The 20,126-nt window shown below is 62.2% G+C and carries 7 protein-coding genes and 2 pseudogenes; 4 read left to right on the top strand and 5 right to left on the bottom strand.

The window, feature by feature from the left end; genetic code table 11:
- Positions 1 to 115 precede the first annotated feature (115 nt).
- Positions 116 to 2,005: a M10 family metallopeptidase C-terminal domain-containing protein gene (locus KDD17_RS13990; protein WP_212704223.1), complete on the top strand. Its 1,890-nt coding sequence runs from the start codon at positions 116 to 118 to the stop codon at positions 2,003 to 2,005.
- 63 nt (positions 2,006 to 2,068) lie between these two features.
- On the opposite strand, the gene KDD17_RS13995 is transcribed toward KDD17_RS13990, so the two are convergent.
- The 4 genes from KDD17_RS13995 to KDD17_RS14010 form a co-directional block, all read right to left on the bottom strand.
- Positions 2,069 to 6,151, bottom strand: coding sequence for a beta strand repeat-containing protein (locus KDD17_RS13995; protein ID WP_212704224.1), 4,083 nt, complete (start codon positions 6,149 to 6,151; stop codon positions 2,069 to 2,071).
- A gap of 605 nt (positions 6,152 to 6,756) precedes the next feature.
- Positions 6,757 to 8,076 (bottom strand): calcium-binding protein, encoded by a 1,320-nt coding sequence (locus KDD17_RS14000; RefSeq protein ID WP_212704225.1) that lies wholly within the window; start codon positions 8,074 to 8,076, stop codon positions 6,757 to 6,759.
- A complete protein-coding gene (locus KDD17_RS14005; protein WP_431358130.1) occupies positions 8,058 to 9,185 on the bottom strand; it encodes a calcium-binding protein in 1,128 nt (375 codons plus the stop codon). The genes KDD17_RS14000 and KDD17_RS14005 overlap by 19 nt, the downstream gene beginning before the upstream one ends.
- Positions 9,101 to 10,447, bottom strand: coding sequence for a hypothetical protein (locus KDD17_RS14010; RefSeq protein WP_212704227.1), 1,347 nt, complete (start codon positions 10,445 to 10,447; stop codon positions 9,101 to 9,103). Before KDD17_RS14010 ends, KDD17_RS14005 begins: the two co-directional genes overlap by 85 nt.
- 534 nt (positions 10,448 to 10,981) lie before the next feature.
- Here KDD17_RS14010 and KDD17_RS14015 point away from each other — a divergent pair.
- The 3 genes and pseudogenes from KDD17_RS14015 to KDD17_RS14020 all read left to right on the top strand — a co-directional run.
- Positions 10,982 to 16,264 (top strand): annotated as a pseudogene (locus KDD17_RS14015) (beta strand repeat-containing protein); the annotation flags it as partial.
- Between the two features lie 101 nt (positions 16,265 to 16,365).
- A pseudogene (locus tag KDD17_RS19285) lies at positions 16,366 to 16,422 on the top strand (hypothetical protein); the annotation flags it as partial.
- An 18-nt stretch (positions 16,423 to 16,440) separates the two neighbouring features.
- Positions 16,441 to 19,101: a calcium-binding protein gene (locus KDD17_RS14020; RefSeq protein ID WP_212704229.1), complete on the top strand. Its 2,661-nt coding sequence runs from the start codon at positions 16,441 to 16,443 to the stop codon at positions 19,099 to 19,101.
- A gap of 20 nt (positions 19,102 to 19,121) precedes the next feature.
- Here KDD17_RS14020 and galE read toward each other — a convergent pair whose 3' ends face one another.
- Positions 19,122 to 20,114, bottom strand: a complete 993-nt coding sequence (gene galE / locus KDD17_RS14025) for a UDP-glucose 4-epimerase GalE (protein ID WP_212704230.1) — start codon at positions 20,112 to 20,114, stop codon at positions 19,122 to 19,124.
- Between the last annotated feature and the right edge of the window lie 12 nt (positions 20,115 to 20,126).

A 20,126-nucleotide genomic window follows, 5' to 3' on the forward strand; every position in this document is an offset into this window, starting at 1 on the left:
AAACTTGAGCTCTACATCCCCGGCGCCTGTAAGAATTGTTTTCATATTTATGACATACGCAGGCCAGAGTTGATTGGTGTTCATGCCATCGGCTGTATTGAGGGAGGCAGATGCAATGGTGACAAGGCAACAGGCGATTGACGGCATCTGGGAGGATCTGTCGATCACGACGACATCCGGCCAGACCTACACGGTGCCATCGCCTCTCAACGGCGACAGTGATGCCGCGGCGCCCTATGTGTTCACCTTCCAATATGCGGGCAACACACAGCCCGATGACCTGCCCGCTGGCTCAACCCAGTATTCCGGCTGGACCCCCTTCACCGCTGCGGAGCGGCTGCGGTTCGAGCAGCTGCTCGATTACGTCGAGACGATCGCGAATGTCGATTTCCAGCTCGTCTCGGGCCAAGCGGACCCCACCATGAACGTCGGCAAGGTCACCCTGCCGGGCAGCGTCGCGGGCACCGGTGGCTTTGGCTACAGCATCGCGATTGACCGCGACGACAATGTCACAATGACCGACTACGACAATTTTGTCGTCTACGATAACACGCTCGACCTCGCTTCGGGGGAGGACCATCTGATCCTGCACGAGATCCTGCACGCGCTGGCGCTCAAGCATCCGTTTGAAGGGCCCGATCCGCTGCCCGCAGCCTTCGAAAACAACAAATATTCAATCCTGTCCTACACAGCCAATCCCGAGAATGGCCTGTTCGGCGACGGGTTGCAGTTGTTCGACGTGCTTGCCGTGCAGGAACGCTGGGGCGCCAATCTGGCCACCGCGACGGGCAACGACAGCTACACCGGTGCGCGCAACAGTACCGTTGATGTGATCTGGGACGCGGGCGGCATCGACCGCCTTGACGCTTCGGCAATCGGTACGGGCGTAACCCTCAGCCTCGTGGAGGCGACCTTCTCCAGCTTCAATGCGCTCAACGATGTCGCAATCGCCTATGATGCGGTGATCGAAAATGCCATTGGAGGTGCCGGCGACGACAGTCTGACCGGCAACGACGTGGCCAACGCATTGCTGGGCGGTGCAGGCGATGACACGATCTCGGGTGGCGGCGGCAATGATGTCCTTCTCGGCGGTGCGGGCGCGGATGCGCTGGACGGGGGCGATGGCATCGACCGCGCGCAGTACACAGCCGCCAGCACGGGCGTACTCGCCGATCTGCAACTGGCGGGGCGCAACCTTGGCGAGGCGGCGGGCGATACCTACAACTCGATAGAAAACGTTTTTGGCTCCGGCTTCGCCGACAATCTGCGCGGCGATGCGGGCAACAACACCCTGTGGGGCGGCGGCGGCGGGGACGTTCTTTTCGGACGCGCGGGCGAAGACGTTCTGTCGGGCATGGGTGGTAACGACACGCTATACGGTCAGGGCGGCGACGACGACCTGCGGGGCGGTTCGGGCAACGACTTCCTGCTGGGTGGGGACGGTGCGGATGCGCTCAACGGTGGCAGCGGCATCGACCGCGCGCAATACAGCGACGCGAGCGGAGGCGTGCTGGCCGACCTGCAATTTTCCGACCGCAATCTCGGCTTTGCCGCTGGCGATACCTATACCCTGATCGAGAATGTCTTTGGCTCGCGCTTTGCGGATAATCTGCGCGGCGATGCCGGCAACAATACCTTGTGGGGCCACGACGGCGGCGACAAGATCTTTGGCCGTGCCGGCAATGACGCTTTGCTGGGCATGAGCGGGAACGACACCCTGTACGGACAAGACGGCAACGACAGGCTCTGGGGCGGCGGCGGGGCCGATCAATTCATGTTCGAGAATGGCTTTGGTCAGGACATGATCATGGATTTCGATCCACTTGCCAGCGGTGAGATCATCAACCTTCACGCCGTGGCAGCCTTTACCGACTTCGCCGATCTTGACGCAAATCACCTCAGTCGCGCGGGTGACAATACCCTTATCAGCGACGACGACGGCAATACGATCACGCTGCTCAACGTTGACCGCGACGCGCTCAGCATCGATCACTTCGCCTTCTAGGAGACACGAAAAACGGCGCCCCGGTTTCCCGGAGCGCCGTCTTTTTGTCGCGCGGCCTGTGGCTTACAGAACGATGTCCGTCGCCGTCAGCGAGGTCACGCCTTCCAGCAGGATGTTCAGATCCACCGTGCCGTTGCCGTCAACATCGCCCAGCAGGAAGCCGTCCGTGCCGTTGTTGGCGAAACGCAGATCCCCCGCCGCGCCAAAGCCCGCGGCGCCCACGAAGTTGAACGCCTGGTTGCCCGCCAGCGTCGTGTTCGCGTCGATCGCCGCAAGGTCGATCCGGTCCGCGCCGCCCACACCAAAGTCGGTGATGGTGTCGCGCCCCGCGCCGGTGCTGTCGGCCACCGCCTGGAAGACAAACGCATCCGCGCCGCCGCCCCCGGACAGACGGTCTCCGCCGAGCCCGCCGAACAACCGGTCGTTGCCCTGCATCCCGATCAGCTCATCCGTCCCCTCCAGCCCGAACAGGCGGTCGTCGCCGCCAAAGCCCAGGATCCGGTTGGCGTTGTCATCCCCGACCAGAACGTCGTTGCCCGCCGCGTTCGAGCCGTAGAGATACTCGAAGTTGGTGAAGGTATCGATGCCCGACGACCCGCCGACGTTCTGCGCCGTGCCCTGCGCCCGCAGATCCACCGCGACCGGACCGCCCGAGTTGAAGTAGCTCAGGATATCCGCATCTCCGGCACCGCCGTCCATGGTGTCATTGCCGCCCGAGCCTTCGATCTGATCGTCCCCGACCCCGCCGCGCAGCACGTCGCCGCCGCCGATGCCGTAGATCTCGTCGTTGCCCGCGCCGCCGTCGATGACGTTGCCGCCGCTGGTGCCCACAAGCAGGTCATTGCCCGTGCCGCCGGTGATCCCCTCGACCGAGACGAAGCGATCCGTGCCGGTCTGCGCCGACGTGTTCTGAGCCCCCGCAAAGTTGATGTTCACCACCAGATTGGCCGTCGCGTCCGAATAATCCGCCGTGTCAAAACCGCCACCGCCGTTGAACACGTCGTTGCCCGAACCGCCATTCAGCGCATCGTTGCCAGCACCGCCGAAGAGGCTGTCGTTACCCTCGCCGCCAAAGAGACTGTCATTGCCGACCTCGCCACCCACGATGTCATCGCCGGCGTTGCCGCGCACCACATCGTTGCCGTCATTGCCCGACATGGTGTCATCGCCACCAAAGCCGAACATCGTGTCATTCCCACCGTTCCCGTTCAGCGCATTTGCGGCAGTGGAGCCGGTGATGGCATCCCCGATGGATGTACCGGAGACATTTTCAACGTTCACAGCCGAGTAGACGATCGGCGCCCCGCTCGTCGGCGTGTAGCCGTAGGTGTTGGCCGACAGATTGAAGGTGAAGCCGACATTCGAGATCGTCCATGTGCTTGCATCGAGCGTATCGTCACCGGCGCCACCGTCAATCGAGTCGCCAAAGACAAAACCGTTGAGGAGGATCACGTCATCGCCCGCACCGGCATCAATACTGTCAACACCGGAGCCGCCGTCGAACGTGTCGTCGCCAGCCAGGCCAATCAGCGTATCACTGCCAAGTTCCCCTGTAATCGTGTCAGCAAGGTTACCGCCCGTCAGTTCGTTGTTGCTGTTGTTACCGACAATCTCATTGCGATAGCCAAGCAGGCCTACAAGACCCTCGATCCCGCTCCAATCCCCGCTGAAGGCAGCGCCGTCGCCGCTGTACCCCTGATCAAGGTCAAACCCGGTGACGAAGAAGGCGCTTGAACCCGCGGTCCCGGAGAAGTCCAGCGTATCGGATCCGGCTCCACCAACAATCGTTTGATTGATAAGCGTAGAACCTTCGAGTTCGAAGAGGTCGTCTCCACCACCGCCATCGAGGTTGTTGTTGCCGATCGAGGCGACGATCGTGTCGTTGCCAAGTCCGCCCGCCACAGTATCATTGCCCCCACCGACCAAGATCAGATCACGCTGGGATGAACCCGTGATATTCTCGGCTGACGCATCACCGGTGATGGTGATGGTTTCATCGTCCCCGGCATCCAAGTCCCAATCCTGGAAGGTCCATCCGGACAGATCGACCGACGACGTGTTCATCACGATTTCGATGGTGTTCTCATTGCCGGGAGCGCCGGCAAATCCGTCGATGGTGACATTGAGCAATTCTGTAGCACCGTCGATCTCATCGGAGCCAAGACGCAGCGTGCTGTCGCCTGACGTGTTGAAACGGATCTCCTCGATGTTATCGATGGTCGTGCCAACGTTGGACAGGTCAATCAGCCCCGTAGAATTGATGAGGATCTCGTCAATGCCTCCACCGCCGTTGATCGTCTCCTCGGCACCGGTTGTGGCTGCCGTCAGGACAAAATCATCGTTGCCGTCGTTGCCAAAAATCGAATCGCTGCCGGAGGTCCCGGTAAAGGTCTCGGCGGAGGCGTCGCCCAGGATCCGGAAATAGTCGAACCCATCCGTCCAATTTGAATAGGTCACGCCGGACAAATCAAGCGTTGCGTCGCTGCTCATTTCGACAAGGATGATTTCACGCAGAGACGTGTTGCTCTGCCCCTGGACGGCGAAGGAAGTACCAAAACCATCCTCCAATTCCGTCCCGTCGACGACGAGGGTCTTGCTGCCTGGCGCGGAGTCCGAAGTGGAGAAGGAGATTCGTTCCAGATTGCTCCATTGTGTACCGGCGGTCGAAACGTCCGTCGTACCGGTGTTAAACACCAGAAGATCGTCGGAACCGATACCACCGTCGACTGTATCGGCACCCTGAACAACACCCGCGAGATACCCGAAATCGTCATTTCCGCTGCCGCCTGACAGGCTGTCATTTCCGGTATCACCGCGCAGGAAGTCGTTCCCGCCGTTGCCTTCGAGCGTGTCGTTACCGGCAAAGCCGAGCATATTGTCGTTGGCAGTGCTGCCGATAATCCGCTCCGCAGTTCCGTTGTCACCGTTGATCACCCCACCGGCAAGCTTGGTCCAGATGATGTCGCCATCCACAAAATTCTCTTGCGGGTTGTCGTAGTTGGCGGCGCTGACGGTGCCGTCGCGCGGATCCCAGATCTGGGAAAAGATGTTGTTGCCGTTTTCGTACACAAAGACAACGCGCCCGTCCCCCGTGACACCGACATTGGGATCGGATCCACCGGCGGCCGCGATTACCATTGTCGAGCCGTCAGTGCTGCCGTCCGCGTTGAACTTGCGTGCCCTGATGTCATTGGTCGTGCTGTCGTCATCCCAGATGATGATGAATTCGTTCTGCGGCAGTGCGATGATCCGGGATTCATTTGCATCAACACCATCGACCGCCGTCTTGCCGAGAACAACGCCCAGATTGGAGTTGAACACCATACGGTTGACGTCGCCCAACGATCCGCCCGTTGCGTCGTCCGTCCAGGTCACAACGATGTTCCCCCCCGAAAGGGTCGCGACATGCGGATCAGACGGAGAGCCGTTATCGTCCACCGTCGCCCGGTGCTGCAGGGCACCCGCAGTGTTGTAGACATCGATCTTGATCGCACCTTCATCGCGGTAGACCGATACCATCTCCCCGTTGATATTGATCGCGACGTCGTTCTGGGTCTGATCATCGCCACCGTTGTCACCGGCGTTGAATTCTGACGTCAGCGTTGTTCCGGTGGCGCTGAGCCGGATCCCGCGGACATCGTCGTCGTCCGGGTTAAAGGCGCCGCCGACATCAAGGTCGGTAAACGTCACGAAGGACGTGTTATTGATGTTGTTTACCGCGATCTGCGGGTTGTCGAAATCACCGTCGCTACCAACTTCCGAGGCGATGTCGCGCGTGTTGATATTGTTGCCCGCCGCGTTCTTGCGCTCCCAGACAACGCGGGAATCCGCGCCGTTATTGTCGATATAGACCAGCATGAAACCACCGTCGTTGGTGGCCGCGATATCAAAATCCCGTTCGTCATGCGCGGTGCGGCTTGAGTTGATCTGGAAACTGTCGCGCACAAGATTGCCCGCACCATCGTAGATCTTGCCGATGATATCGGTGCCGCCCGTTGTGCCCACGCCGTTCGTTCCGGTTTCGACCCAGGCAATAAGAATGTTGCCGTTGCTCAGCCCGATGGTTTGCGGCTCGAATGTGGCCGGGTTGTTTGCTGTGCCGGTATTGACCTGAAAATTGGAGCGCCAGAGTGTTGGAGTAGCCATGGGAATATCCTTCTCTATGTATTTGGGAGACCCGGCATACGCGTCGGGCCATATTGGAAAATGTAATGGGATCAGACACGCACTGCGCAAAGCAGGCTCTGGCATAACGCAATCTGATTGGATGGACGCAGCGCGCCAGTGGCGCGTTCCTGTCGTCGGGTGCTGTTGTTAGGTGACAAGCACCTGACAGATGTCTCGTGTCTGAATTCCGTTCATCTTAAATCCCCCCTGGGATAATTTTTGTATCTTGGCGGCCGCCAGGATCCGAAAGGGATCCGCGCGGCGTCTAAATCGTCATCGTCTCAAACAGGGCCCGGTCGCGCAGGGCCCACATGCGTCGTGGAAAGCCGGTAATTGGCTCTTGCGGCATATCCTGCGGAAGCAAGTTTCATAAATCAATACTTTTTTAACGAACGTAAGGTTTTCCTTACCCGTTGAGCCACGCCTCGTTTTGGCCCGCCCCACCACAGCCGATGGGCACAAATCAGCGCTGCCATTCGCACGCGCCATCCGGTCGGGCGGGCCCCGATACCCTCATTCCCACGCCACGAAAAACGGCGCCCCGGTTTCCCGGAGCGCCGTCTTTTTGTCGCGCGGCCTGTGGCTTACAGAATGATGTCCGTCGCCGTCAGCGAGGTCACGCCTTCCAGCAGGATGTTCAGATCCACCGTGCCGTTGCCGTCGACATCGCCCAGCAGGAAGCCGTCCGTGCCGTTGTTGGCGAAACGCAGATCCCCCGCCGCGCCAAAGCCCGCGGCGCCCACGAAGTTGAACGCCTGGTTGCCCGCCAGCGTCGTGTTCGCGTCGATCGCCGCAAGGTCGATCCGGTCCGCGCCGCCCACACCAAAGTCGGTGATGGTGTCGCGCCCCGCGCCGGTGCTGTCGGCCACCGCCTGGAAGACAAACGCATCCGCGCCGCCGCCCCCGGACAGACGGTCTCCGCCGAGCCCGCCGAACAACCGGTCGTTGCCCTGCATCCCGATCAGCTCATCCGTCCCCTCCAGCCCGAACAGGCGGTCGTCGCCGCCAAAGCCCAGGATCCGGTTGGCGTTGTCATCCCCGACCAGAACGTCGTTGCCCGCCGCGTTCGAGCCGTAGAGATACTCGAAGTTGGTGAAGGTATCGATGCCCGACGACCCGCCGACGTTCTGCGCCGTGCCCTGCGCCCGCAGATCCACCGCGACCGGACCGCCCGAGTTGAAGTAGCTCAGGATATCCGCATCTCCGGCACCGCCGTCCATGGTGTCATTGCCGCCCGAGCCTTCGATCTGATCGTCCCCGACCCCGCCGCGCAGCACGTCGCCGCCGCCGATGCCGTAGATCTCGTCGTTGCCCGCGCCGCCGTCGATGACGTTGCCGCCGCTGGTGCCCACAAGCAGGTCATTGCCCGTGCCGCCGGTGATCCCCTCGACCGAGACGAAGCGATCCGTGCCGGTCTGCGCCGACGTGTTCTGAGCCCCCGCAAAGTTGATGTTCACCACCAGATTGGCCGTCGCGTCCGAATAATCCGCCGTGTCAAAACCGCCACCGCCGTTGAACACGTCGTTGCCCACGCCACCATTCAGCGCATCGTTGCCCGCGCCGCCGAAAATCCGGTCGTTTCCGGCGCCGCCAATCACGGTGTCATTACCGTCTTCGCCGCCGACAAGGTCGTCACCCAGACCGCCACTGACCAAATCGTTCCCGACAAGACCCGACACCGTGTCATTGCCTGCACCGGCCATGATCGTGTCCGCCAGAAGGCCACCGGTCAGGTCATTGTCGGCCCCGTCACCGGCGATGGAATTACGAAAGTTCCGCAGCCCGACAAGACCCTCGATGCCGGACCAGTCACCCGGCGCCCCCCCGCCGGAGAGGTATCCCGCCGTCAGATTGAACCCCGCGACAAAGGTTGGGCTGCCGCCGGTCACACCGGAATAATCCACCGTATCGGATCCAAGGCCCCATCGATGGTCTGGTTCGATAGCGTGGTGTTGGTAACGCGGAACAGATCATCACCCTCTCCACCGTCCAAAGTCAGCGCCCCGCCTTGCATGACGATCGTGTCATTGCCCATCCCGGCCATAACGGTATCATTGCCGCCGCCGGTCTCGATCACATCGCGCTGTGAGGACCCGGCAAAGCTCTCGGCGGTGGATTGACCCAAGATGCGGATCGTCTCGTCCGATCCGTCGTCCCACTGGAAGAACGTCCAGCCAGAGAGATCGACGTCGGTGGTTCGCATCACGATTTCGATGTTGTTCTGGTCCTGCACCCCGGTGAAGCCGTCGATGAACACATCAAGCAATTCATCCGCCGTATCGAGCTCGGTCGAGCTCAGTCGCAAGGTATTGTCGCCCTGAACGACAAAGCGGATCTCCTCGATCCCCGAGATCTCGACAGAGGCGCTCGACAGGTCGATCACGCCCGCTGAGCCGATCAGGATCCTGTCAGTGCCGGTCCCGCCATGAATCGTCTCGCTGCTGCCGGTGGTTGCGACGTCGAGGGTGAAGGTGTCATTACCGCCGCCGCCCGAAATGCTGTCGTTGCCGGAGGTGCCGGTGAACTGTTCGAACGAGCCGTCGCCGATCACTTCGATGCGGTCAAACCCGTTGGTCCAATTGCTGTCGAAGGTCGTGCCGGACAGGTTCAGGGTCGTGTCGGTATCCATGTTGATCCGGATGATTTCCCGCAAGCCGGTATTCGCCTGCCCGAAGATCGCCGGACCGGTGCCAAACCCATCCTCAAACTCGGTCCCGTCAACGATCAGCGTCTTGGATCCCTGCACGGTGTCGGCGGTATTGAAGGTGATCTGCTCCAGACCGGACCAGGACGTGCCCGCGATTTCCAGATCGGTCGTACCGGCGTTGAAGATGGCGAGGCCGTCGATTCCGTCGCCTCCCTCGACCGTGTCGGCGCCTGCGGATTCTCCCGCAAAATAGCGGAACGTATCGTTGCCCCCGCCCCCGATCAGGCTGTCATCGCCGCTGCCACCGGAAAGGGTATCATCACCGCCGTTGCCTTCCAGCGTGTCGTCGTCGCCCATGCCCGACAAAAGATCGGCCGCGCCGCCGCCGATGATCCGGTCGGCGGTGCCATTGTCCCGTTTACCGTGCCGCCCGTTGTCTTGGCATATATCACATCACCGTCCACAAAATTCACCGGCGGATCGTCATAGGTCGCGGTATTGATGGCCCCGTCGCGGGGATCCCAGATGGATGCTTTTACATCGCCGTCGCCTTCCCACGTGAAAAGCACGCGCCCGTCGCCGGTAACGCCAACGTTGGGGGTGAATCCTTCGGAATTGTCGACGGTGACCGTACTGCCGTCCGCAGTGCCGTCGCTGTCGTATTTCTGGGCCTTGATGGTATTGGCGGATGTATCCTTCCAGACGATGACGAATTCACCGTCGGGCAAGGCGACAATCTCGCTGTCGGTCGCATCCACGGCATCGACGGCGGTCGCGGCCCGCACCATGCCCAGATCGGCATTGTAGACCGCCAGCCGCACGGTTCCGTCGGAAGAGGCGCCGACCCCGTCCGTCCAGGTGGTTGCGATATTGCCGTTGGCAAGGGTTGCGACCTGCGGATCAAGGGGCGCCGCCGCTACGGCGGCAATCGCGCGGTGCTGCAGGATGCCGCCATTGCTGAGGACATCGACCGTGATCGCGCCGGCGTCGCTGTAGACCGATACCATCTCACCGTTCGTATTGATCGCGACGTCGTTCTGCGTTTGCGCGCCCGTTGCGTTGTCACCTGCGTCGAATATGCCTGTCAGAAACCCGCCGGTGTCCGAAAGGCGGATGCCCCGAATGTCGGCAGAAAACGCATCGTCGCCAGGCGCAATTTCCACAAAGCTGATGAAGGACGTGTTGTCGGCGGCATTTACCGCGACTTGCGGATTGCTGAGATCCTCGCTCGGGTCGATCTCTGCATCGATAACGCTGGTGACAACGTTGTCGCCGACCGCGTCCTTGCGCTCCCACACGAGACGCGACGAAACGCTCTCCCTATCGATATAGACAAGGACAAAGCCGCCGTCGTTGGTTGCGGCAATGTCAAAGTCGCTCTCGTTGTCCGAGGAGTAGCTGCGGTTGACGCGGAAGCTGTCGCGCACCGTGTTGCCTGCGCCGTCGATGATCTTGGCCACGATGTCGCCGCTGTTGGATGTCCCGACGCCGCTGGTGCCCTGCTCGGTCCAGGCGATGAGGATATTCCCGTTGCTGAGCCCGATGGTCTGCGTGTCTTCGACCACCGGAGCGTCGGCCACACCGGTGTTTACCTGAAATTCCGGGAGCCATACTGTCGGAGTAGCCATGCGCATATACCTTCTTGCTGTCTTTTGCGTGCAGTCCAGACGGCCATCGCCCCAAAGGACGCAGAGCCAACAGACTTTCGGGAAAATTGGGTTCTGGCCGGGAACATTCCAAAAGGGGCGGCCACACGTCTTGCGCGAAACCTGCGAAACCGGCCCGCAAAAATCAACGTATTTTTACCGAATTGCTAAAAGTGCTTGCCGCGGGATCTCCGGAGGATTCCTCCCGACTTTCCATCATGGGTAGAAAATACCCGTGCGCCTGCGACGCCCCTTCGCATGACGCGACCCGACAAATATCAGAACAAATTGAAAGGAATTAAAGACATATCGCATCAAGGCGTTTTCGACCCGCTCTTCAGATTGCTGCATCCCGGCGCAACCTAAAGTTTTTCTTGGGTTTTGCAGAAACACCGATCGAAATCGCCGAAAGTGGCATTGAAACCGCAGCTATCACTAAAAATGTCCGGGTTTACTGACAGAAAACCTGTCGGGCGGTATCCAACCTCCACCCCTATTTGAGATCTGGATCCCTTTATGCCGCGCTATACGCCCACTGACTCCCTCTATGTCTTTCAATGGCACTATGACTACCTGTCGCAAAGCCTTGGCTACGGCCGCGAGGGGATCGAAACGATCTGGGATGAATTCAGTGGCGACGGGGTCCATATCGGCATCAGCGACAGCGCGGTCGATCGCGAGCACCCGGAGTGGGAAGACCGGTTCGACGCCGATACAAACATCGTTATCGAAACCGAAGATGGTGCGCTGGTAAAAGTCACCAACACAGAGCGGACCGAGAACCATGCCATGTCGGTATCGGGGATCATCGCGGCGGGCGACGACGGGGTGGGGACCGTCGGGATCGCGCACGGATCGACGTTGTCGTCGATTGACGTATTCTTTGATTACGACGGCGATGGCTCGACCGCCTTTGCCGACGACGTTGCCGATCGCGATGCGCCGTTGATGTCGCAAATCGTCGCCGGGTTCCGGCAGTTCGACGTGATCAGCGGCAGCTGGCATACCGACAGCGTCTATAACCAGACCCTCGCCAAATCGGCAGAGATCACCGCGCAATTGGACGGTTTCGCGGCCGCCACAAGCGAGGGGCGTGACGGTCTGGGCACCGTGATCGTTCTGGCTGCGGGCAACGGCTATGATGATCTGTACTACGACAACAGCGGCACCGCGCAGCGTATTTTCATCCAGCGCAATGACGATGCCAGCTATAGCATTGATTACGTCATGTCGGGGTTCCTGAACCCCGGCGAGGATCCCGCAACCACAACGCCAAGTGTGGATGAGGCCGACATTCTCGCCGGCAGCACCACCGCAGCCGAAGCGAATGCGGGCACCGACATGCGCACCGCGTCACGCATGAGCATCGTCGTGGGCGCCTACAGCGAGGAAATCACCCTGAGCGACGGGGTGACCACCCTGGAAAGCCAGGTCACCCCCTATGTCTCGCGCGGGGCGTCGTTGTTGCTGTCCTCGCTGTCGCGGGTCAATCAGCCGTTGGGGCAATATCTGTCCTCGACGGATGTGTATTTCGATCTCGACGATACCTCTCTGTTCGCAGCGCATTTGCGCGACTACGGCACCGGCGTGATCGGCACGGATGTCATCGGCTCGGGCGGCTATGGCTGGGGCGATACGGACGGTACACAGAACGACCTGCTCAACGATGGCTACACCGATTATTTCGGCGGCACATCGGGCGCGACACCGCAGGTGTCTGGCATCGTTGCGCTGATGCTTGAGGCGAACGCGGGCCTGGGCTGGCGCGACGTGCAGAATGTGCTTGCGCATTCGTCGCACCATGTGGGCACGGACATCGGCGGCACGCCGCAACTGCATTCCACCGAAAAATTCAGCTGGTACACCAACGGATCGACGGGCTGGAACGGCGGCGGGCTGCATTTCTCCGAAGATTACGGCTACGGCGCTGCGGACGTATATGCCGCCGTGCGCATGGCCGAAGTCTGGACCTTGTTCAACGACGCGCAGGTCACGGCGAACGAACAGACGGACAGCGTTCTCGACAACAGCAATTCGATCATCGCTGCCGGATCGGCGGCCAGCCCGCAATCCTCGTTCCGGGGTATTTCGCTGGCCGATGTGGATATCGAGCTGGAATATGTCACGGTTACCATCACGCTCCAGCATCCCCATTTTCAGGAGCTCGACATCTACCTGATCTCGCCCTCGGGCACACGGGTCGCACTGCACAACATCTCATCGAACAATTTCGCCTATGAGGAAGTCTCAGACATCGGCCTGCAATGGGAATTCGCCGTCAACGCCCTGCGCGGTGAGGATCCGAACGGCCAATGGTTGATCGAAGTGGTCAATAACGGCACCGCAGCCGGGCTGGTGCAACAGGTAGAGCTGGATGTCTACGGCTCCGAAGCAGATGACAACGAGGTCTACCATTTCACCAACGAGATCTTTGATGCCCAGTTCGCCGGACGCCTGAATACTGTCATCACCGATACGACAACCGGCGATGCCGATTGGATCAATGCCGCCGCGATGACGGGCGATCTGGCGATTGATCTGTCCGCTGGCGGGTTGTTGCAGCGCAGCGTCGGTGCCGGGTCTGCCACGACGTTCGCGGCCATCGGTGGAACGGGCCAGGGACAGATCGAGGGCGCGGTTTCCGGCGACGGCGACGACACGCTTACCGGCAATGATCTGGCGAACAGCCTTTTCGGGATGCGCGGCAGCGACCAACTGATCGGCGGCGCCGGTGATGACACGCTCGAAGGCGGCGCCGGGGCGGATACGCTCACAGGCGGGGCCGGATCGGGGGATGTCGCCTCGTACAGCATGTCGAGCGTCGGGGTGTCGGTGAACCTGCGCACGCTGGCCGTCTCCGGCGGTCACGCAACCGGCGACGTCCTGTCAGGGATCGAAGGGGTCACGGGATCGGCCCATGCCGACACGCTCTTCGGGACGACCGGCGCCAACCGGATCGAGGGAGGGGCGGGCGACGATCAGATCTATGGCTGGGGCGGCGCGGATACCCTTCTGGGCGGCGACGGGAACGACAGCATTACCCTCTACGGCGCGACGACCCTGATCGACGGTGGCGACGGAGACGACGCCATCGACATGCGCCTGAACGGGGGGGCCGCCTTGGTCGACCTGTCACAGGCGCGCATCCAGAATGTCGAGGGGATCCTTGGCTCCGCCTTCAATGATACGCTGACCGGCGATCTGTCGGACAACACCCTGACCGGCGGCGCCGGCGCGGACGCGCTGGACGGCGGCGCGAGCTTTGACACTGCCTCCTACAGCACGGCAACGGTGGGCGTGCGTGCCTCGCTAGCCTCGCCCGGTAGCAACACCGGCGATGCGGCGGGCGACAGCTATGCGAATATCGAAGCGCTCGAAGGCTCCGCCTTTGGCGACACCCTCGATGGGGATGGCGGCAACAACCTGCTGACCGGTGGCGCCGGTGATGACAGCCTTTCGGGCGGCACCGGCGACGATACCCTTCTGGGCGGCGACGGGGCGGATACGCTCGTCGGTGGCGGCGGCAATGACCTGGCGAGCTATTTTGGCTCGGATGCCGGGATCGCCGTCAATCTTGCGGCCGGGACCGCATCGGGCGGCCATGCGCAGGGCGATGTGCTGAGCGGTATTCTGGATCTCACCGGCTCGGACTTTGACGACGCGCTCACGGGCTCGATCAATGATAATACGATCATCAGCGGGCGCGGCGACGACACGCTTGTGGGTCTGGGCGGCAATGACTTGCTGGAAGGCAAGGACGGCGACGACTCCCTCGACGGGGGTAGCGGCAACGATACGCTCGACGGTGGATTCGGCAGTGACATGCTGACAGGGGGCGACGGGGCGGATGCCCTGAGCGGTAATGTCGGCAATGACACGCTGATTGGCGGCGCAAGCACCGACACGCTCCTGGGCGGGGACGGCGATGACCTGCTCGACGGCTCCGAAGGAAACGACGATCTGTTTGGCGGGGCGGGCGACGACACGCTTGTCGCCAGCGGCACCAACGCCACCATCGACGGCGGAGACGGCACTGACGTGCTCGATCTGTCCGCGCAGGGCCTTGTCACGGGGACGAATACCGCGCTGACGGGTCTGGGCGCCTCGATCACGAGCATCGAGGGTCTGATCGGGACGGACTTCGCGGACACGCTCATCGGTGACAGCAACGATAACCTTCTCGAAGGAGGGGCGGGCGCCGACACGCTGGAAGCGGGCAGCGGCAACGACACCGTCTCCTACGCTGGCTCGGATGCGGCAGTCAGCGTGAACCTTGCAACCGGTGCTGCCGTCGGCGGCGATGCCACCGGCGACATCTTGAGCGATTTCGAGAACATCACCGGCTCGGCCGGAAATGACACGCTGATCGGCAATGGCGCGGTCAACATCCTGCGCGGCGGCGACGGCGACGACTTGCTGCGCGGCGGGCTGGGGCACGATATCCTCTATGGCGGCGCGGGCTTTGATACCGCCTCCTACGCGGATTCGACGGGTGCGATCTTCCTGCGGCTGGGGACATGGCGCGGGGAAAATCTGCCCGGCGTGACCGGCACCACCGCAGAGGGCGATTTCCTCGACGGGATCGAAGGGGTCATCGGGTCAAACTTCAACGACGAGATCATCGGCAGTGGCAGCGGCGATCTGATCGACGGCGGCGCGGGCGACGACAAGATCGAAGCGGACGTCTACGGACGTGCGGGCAATGACACCGTGCTTGGCGGTGCGGGCAACGACGATATTCTCGCAGGCGGCGGGGACGACAGCGTCGACGGCGGAGACGACAACGATTCAATCTCGGGGCAGGACGGCAACGACACCCTGCGCGGCGGCGCGGGCGACGATGAAATCAACGGCGAGGTAGGCAATGACCTGATCGAGGGCGGCGCAGGCGTAGACCGGCTGATCGGTGCGCAGGGGAATGACACCCTGCGCGGCGATGACGGTGACGACAGCCTTTTTGGACGAGAGGGCGACGATACCCTCGCCGGTGGCGAAGGGAACGACAGTCTGAACGGACAGGACGGCAATGACAGCATCGCCGGTGACGGCGGCGCCGACAGCATCAACGGCGAAGCGGGTGATGATACCATTGACGGCGGGTCTGGCGTGGATGACATCACCGGGGGCGAGGGTCATGACAGCATCCGCGGCGGCGCGGAGGGCGACAGCCTTTTCGGTAATGAGGGCAACGACACGCTGCACGGCGATGCAGGCGATGACCTTTTGCGCGGGCAGTTGGGCGACGATCTGATCTTTGGTGGCGACGGGAACGACGACATCAACGGCGAGGAAGGCAGCGACAGCATCGACGCCGGTGCAGGCAACGATTCCGTAGTCGGCGGCGACGGGGCCGACACGCTGATGGGCGACGCCGGCAGCGATACCCTGTCCGGCGGCGAGGCGGACGACATGATCTCTGGTGGCGATGATGCCGATACGCTGTTCGGCCAGGCCGGAAACGACACGCTGCACGGCGACGGCGGCGACGATGTCATCACCGGTGAGGATGGCGCGGATACGCTCTACGGCGACATCGGGAACGACAGCCTGAACGGTGGTGCTGACAATGACCGGCTGGAAGGCGGCAGCGGCAACGACACGCTCACGTCCGGCGACGGGAACGACATCGCCTTTGGCGATGACGGGGACGATCTGATCTACGGGCTGGAGGGCGCCGACAGTCTCTTTGGCGGCGGCGGCGCGGACCGGCTGGAAGGCGGTGACGCGAATGATTTGCTCAGCGGGAACGGCGGCGCCGATGTGCTTTTCGGCGAGGCGGGTGCGGATAGCCTTTATGGCTCCGATGGCAATGACACGCTTGACGGTGGCAGCGGAAACGACCTGCTGAGCGCGGGGGGGACGATGATTTCCTCTTCGGCAATGTCGGCAACGACACGCTTTACGGCTCCGCAGGGAATGACACGCTGAACGGATCGGATGGCGATGACTTCCTCGATGCAGGCGATGATAACGATGTGATTGTCGGCGGAATCGGGAACGATACCGCATTCGGGGCGGAGGGCAGCGACGCGCTCTACGGTCAGGGTGGGAATGACCGGCTGGTCGGCAACGGCGGCAATGACACGATCGACGGTGGCAACGGGAACGATGTGCTCAGCGCCAATGACGGCGATGACCAGCTGTTCGGGCAGGCCGGGGATGATCAGCTGTATGGTCAGGCGGGCGCGGATGCGCTCAACGGTGGCGCGGGCAATGATCTGCTGAGCGCGGGCAGCGGGAACGACACACTCTTCGGGGATACCGGCAACGACACGCTCTATGGCTCGGACGGCAACGATGAACTGAACGGCGCCGACGACAACGACAGCCTCTTTGGGGGCGATGGCGCAGACACGATGGTCGGCGGGAACGGCGCCGATCGCGTCTACGGTCAGAACGACAACGACCGCCTGTTCGGTGATGCGGGCAACGACAGCCTGTACGGCCAGGCGGGCAGCGATTTTGCGCGCGGCGGCACCGGGAAGGATCTGCTGAGCGGGAATGGCGGCAACGATACGCTGTACGGTGAGGACGATAATGACAGCCTGTACGGTGCCGCGGGCGAAGATGCGCTGTACGGCGGGGCGGGCAACGACCTGCTGGCCGGCGGCGGCGACAACGACACGCTGCTGGGCGAGGATGGCGATGATGAGATCTATGGATCAGGCGGGAATGACCTGGTCAACGCGGGTGACGGGGCAGATACCGTCAACGGCGGTGGCGGCAATGATACGCTGACCACCGGTGCGGGCAACGATCTGGCACTGGGCCGCACCGGCGACGACGAGCTTTACGGTCAGGACGGCAACGACGCGCTCTACGGTGAGGACGGTGCGGATCTGCTCAACGGGCAGAACGGCGATGACACGCTCATCGGCGGAAACGACAATGACGTCGTGATCGGCGGTGCCGGCAACGACCTGATGGGCGGCGGTAATGGCGACGACACGATGGCCGGTGGCACCGAAAGCGACAGCATCTACGGAAACGCCGGCAACGACGTGTTGCGCGGCGAGGATGGCGACGACAGCCTGCTGGGCGGTGACGGTGACGACAGCCTGATCGGCGGCGAGGGCAACGATACCCTGCGTGGCGACCTTGGGGCCGATACGATCAACGGACAGAACGGGATCGACCGGATGGACTACGTCGGGTCTACTGCAGGCGTAAACGTCGGCCTTACCGGTATCGCGGGCATCGGCGGCTTTGCGCAGGGGGATCTGCTTTATAACGTTGAGCAGCTTGCCGGTAGCGCTTTGGACGACACCTTGCTGGGCAACGCGGGTGAGAACACGATTGAGGGTGGCGCGGGCAACGATCTGCTAGACGGTGATTTCGGCGGCGACAGTATCGACGGCGGCGACGGTACTGACACCGTCACCTACGCGAACTCCAACGCCAATGTCACCATCAGCCTCGATGGCAGCGTGGTTGCGGCCAACGGCTTTGCCGCCGGGGATGTTCTGAGCAACGTCGAAAACATCATCGGCTCGGGCTTTGGTGACAGCATCACCGGTGACGCGCAAAACAACGCGCTAAGCGGCGGTGCCGGTTTCGATGCGCTGTTCGGCGGCGCCGGAGAGGATACCCTTAGCGGCGGCACGCAGGACGATGTGCTTGAGGGGGGTGCCGGTGCCGACGTGCTGGACGGAGAGGCCGGAACGGATATGGCAAGTTATGCAGGCTCGACCCTTGGCGTCACGGTGAACATGACCACCAACGTGAACACGGGCGGAGACGCGGCTGGCGATACATTGTTCAACATCGATAACCTCACAGGGTCGGACCATGCCGACGATCTGACCGGCACGTCAGCGGCCAACAATATCGCGGGCGGGCTTGGCGACGATACGCTTTCGGGTCAGGACGGGGCCGACTATCTGACCGGCGGCGTCGGCGGCGATAGCATTCAGGGTGACGCGGGCGCGGATACACTGCTCGGCGAGGATGGCGACGATGTGCTGCAAGGCGGGGACGGCAACGACCAGCTCTTTGGCCAGAACGACAACGACACGCTCAACGGCGGGGACGGCAATGACACGCTCAACGGCGATCTGGGCGCGGACAGCCTCGACGGCGGCGGCGGCGCGGACGCGCTGAGCGGCGGCGACGGGAACGACACGCTCGACGGTGGTGCGGGCAACGACACGCTCACCGGTGGCAGCGGCGATGACAGCCTTGACGGCGGCGCGGATGACGACAGCTTTTTCGCCCAGGACGGCAACGACATCGTTCGCGGTGGCGCGGGCAATGACACGATCAACAGCGGCGACGGCGATGACAGCATCATTGGTGGTACCGGCGCGGATGAGCTTTTTGGTGGTGCCGGCGCCGATCACTTCATCTTTGAGAGTGTGGCCGATTCAGGCACCACCACGGCCGAGCAGGACGCCATCATCGGCTTTGCCCGGGGCACCGATCTGGTTGATCTGTCGGCGATCACGACGACGTCCGGCGCGGCGCTGACGTTCAACAGCTACAGCACCTTCTTCGGCAACAGCGACAGCGTGATCTTTCAGGTTGTCAGCGGCAACGGCAATCTGATGGTCGATGTCGACGGCGACCGCGTCGAGGATATGACCATCGTGCTCGAGTTTGTGCAGGGCTTTGACCAAAGCAATCTTTTGCTGGTCTAAACGCGCGATAGCCGAAGGGTTCAGCCGCCGCGCTGCCCTTCGGCAAAGACCCAGGCGTCGCGCACGATCGTCTCAAGATCGCTGTGCCGCGCCCGCCACCCCAGGATTTCGCGCGCCCGGGTGACGTCGGCGATAAGCGTTGCGGGATCGCCCGCACGCCGGGGTCCTTCGGTCACCTCAAACGCCACACCCGAGATCCCTTTGACCGCGTCGACCACCTGCCGCACGCTCTGCCCTGCGCCAGTGCCCAGGTTGATCGGCTGCACACCGGGTTCCTGCTGCGACAGCACGTGGGTGACGGCGGCGACATGGCCCGATGCCAGATCGCTCACATGAATGTAGTCACGCACGCACGTCCCGTCGGGGGTATCGTAGTCGGTGCCATTGATCGCGATGCTGGCGCGTGTGCCCTGTGCCGCCTGAATGACCAACGGGATCAGATGGGTTTCGGGGTCATGCCGTTCCCCCGTGCGGCCCTGCGCATCGGCACCACACGCGTTGAAATAGCGCAGCGCAATCGCCCGCAGACCATGTGGCGCCACACAGCTTTCAAGGATCGCCTCGACCATCGCCTTGCTGTCGCCGTAGGGGTTGATCGGCGCGCGGGTCAGCGCTTCGTCCAGCAGCTCCACGTCGGTGCGATTGCCGTAAACAGCAGCGGTCGAGGAAAACACCAGTCGCGACACGCCCGCCGCGTTCATCGCGTTGAGCAAGGACAACGTACCGCCCACATTGTTTTCGAAAAACGGCAGCGGAGTGAGCACGGATTGCCCGGCCTCGATCAGCGCCGCAAAATGCACGACGGCGTCGACCCCATGGTCTTCAAGCGTTCGGGTGAGAAGTGCGGTATCCGCAAGCCCCCCCTCGACAAGGACGTCGCCAAAACACGCATCGCGGTGACCCGACGAGAAGTTGTCGTAGACCACAGTCCGAAATCCCGCCTCTTTCAACGCAAGCGTGGTGTGCGATCCGATGTAGCCGGCGCCACCAACGATAAGGACGGTCTTGCTCATAAGAAGGATTTT

It is taken from the genome of Sulfitobacter albidus (assembly GCF_018200035.1).
Classification (GTDB): Bacteria; Pseudomonadota; Alphaproteobacteria; order Rhodobacterales; family Rhodobacteraceae; genus Sulfitobacter; species Sulfitobacter albidus.

Coding starts and splice junctions, on each gene's coding strand:
- KDD17_RS13995 (WP_212704224.1), bottom strand. CDS start 6,151: ATGGCTACTCCAACACTCTGGCGCTCCAATTTTCAGGTCAATACCGGC.
- KDD17_RS14010 (WP_212704227.1), bottom strand. CDS start 10,447: ATGGCTACTCCGACAGTATGGCTCCCGGAATTTCAGGTAAACACCGGT.
- galE (WP_212704230.1), bottom strand. CDS start 20,114: ATGAGCAAGACCGTCCTTATCGTTGGTGGCGCCGGCTACATCGGATCG.
- KDD17_RS13990 (WP_212704223.1), top strand. CDS start 116: ATGGTGACAAGGCAACAGGCGATTGACGGCATCTGGGAGGATCTGTCG.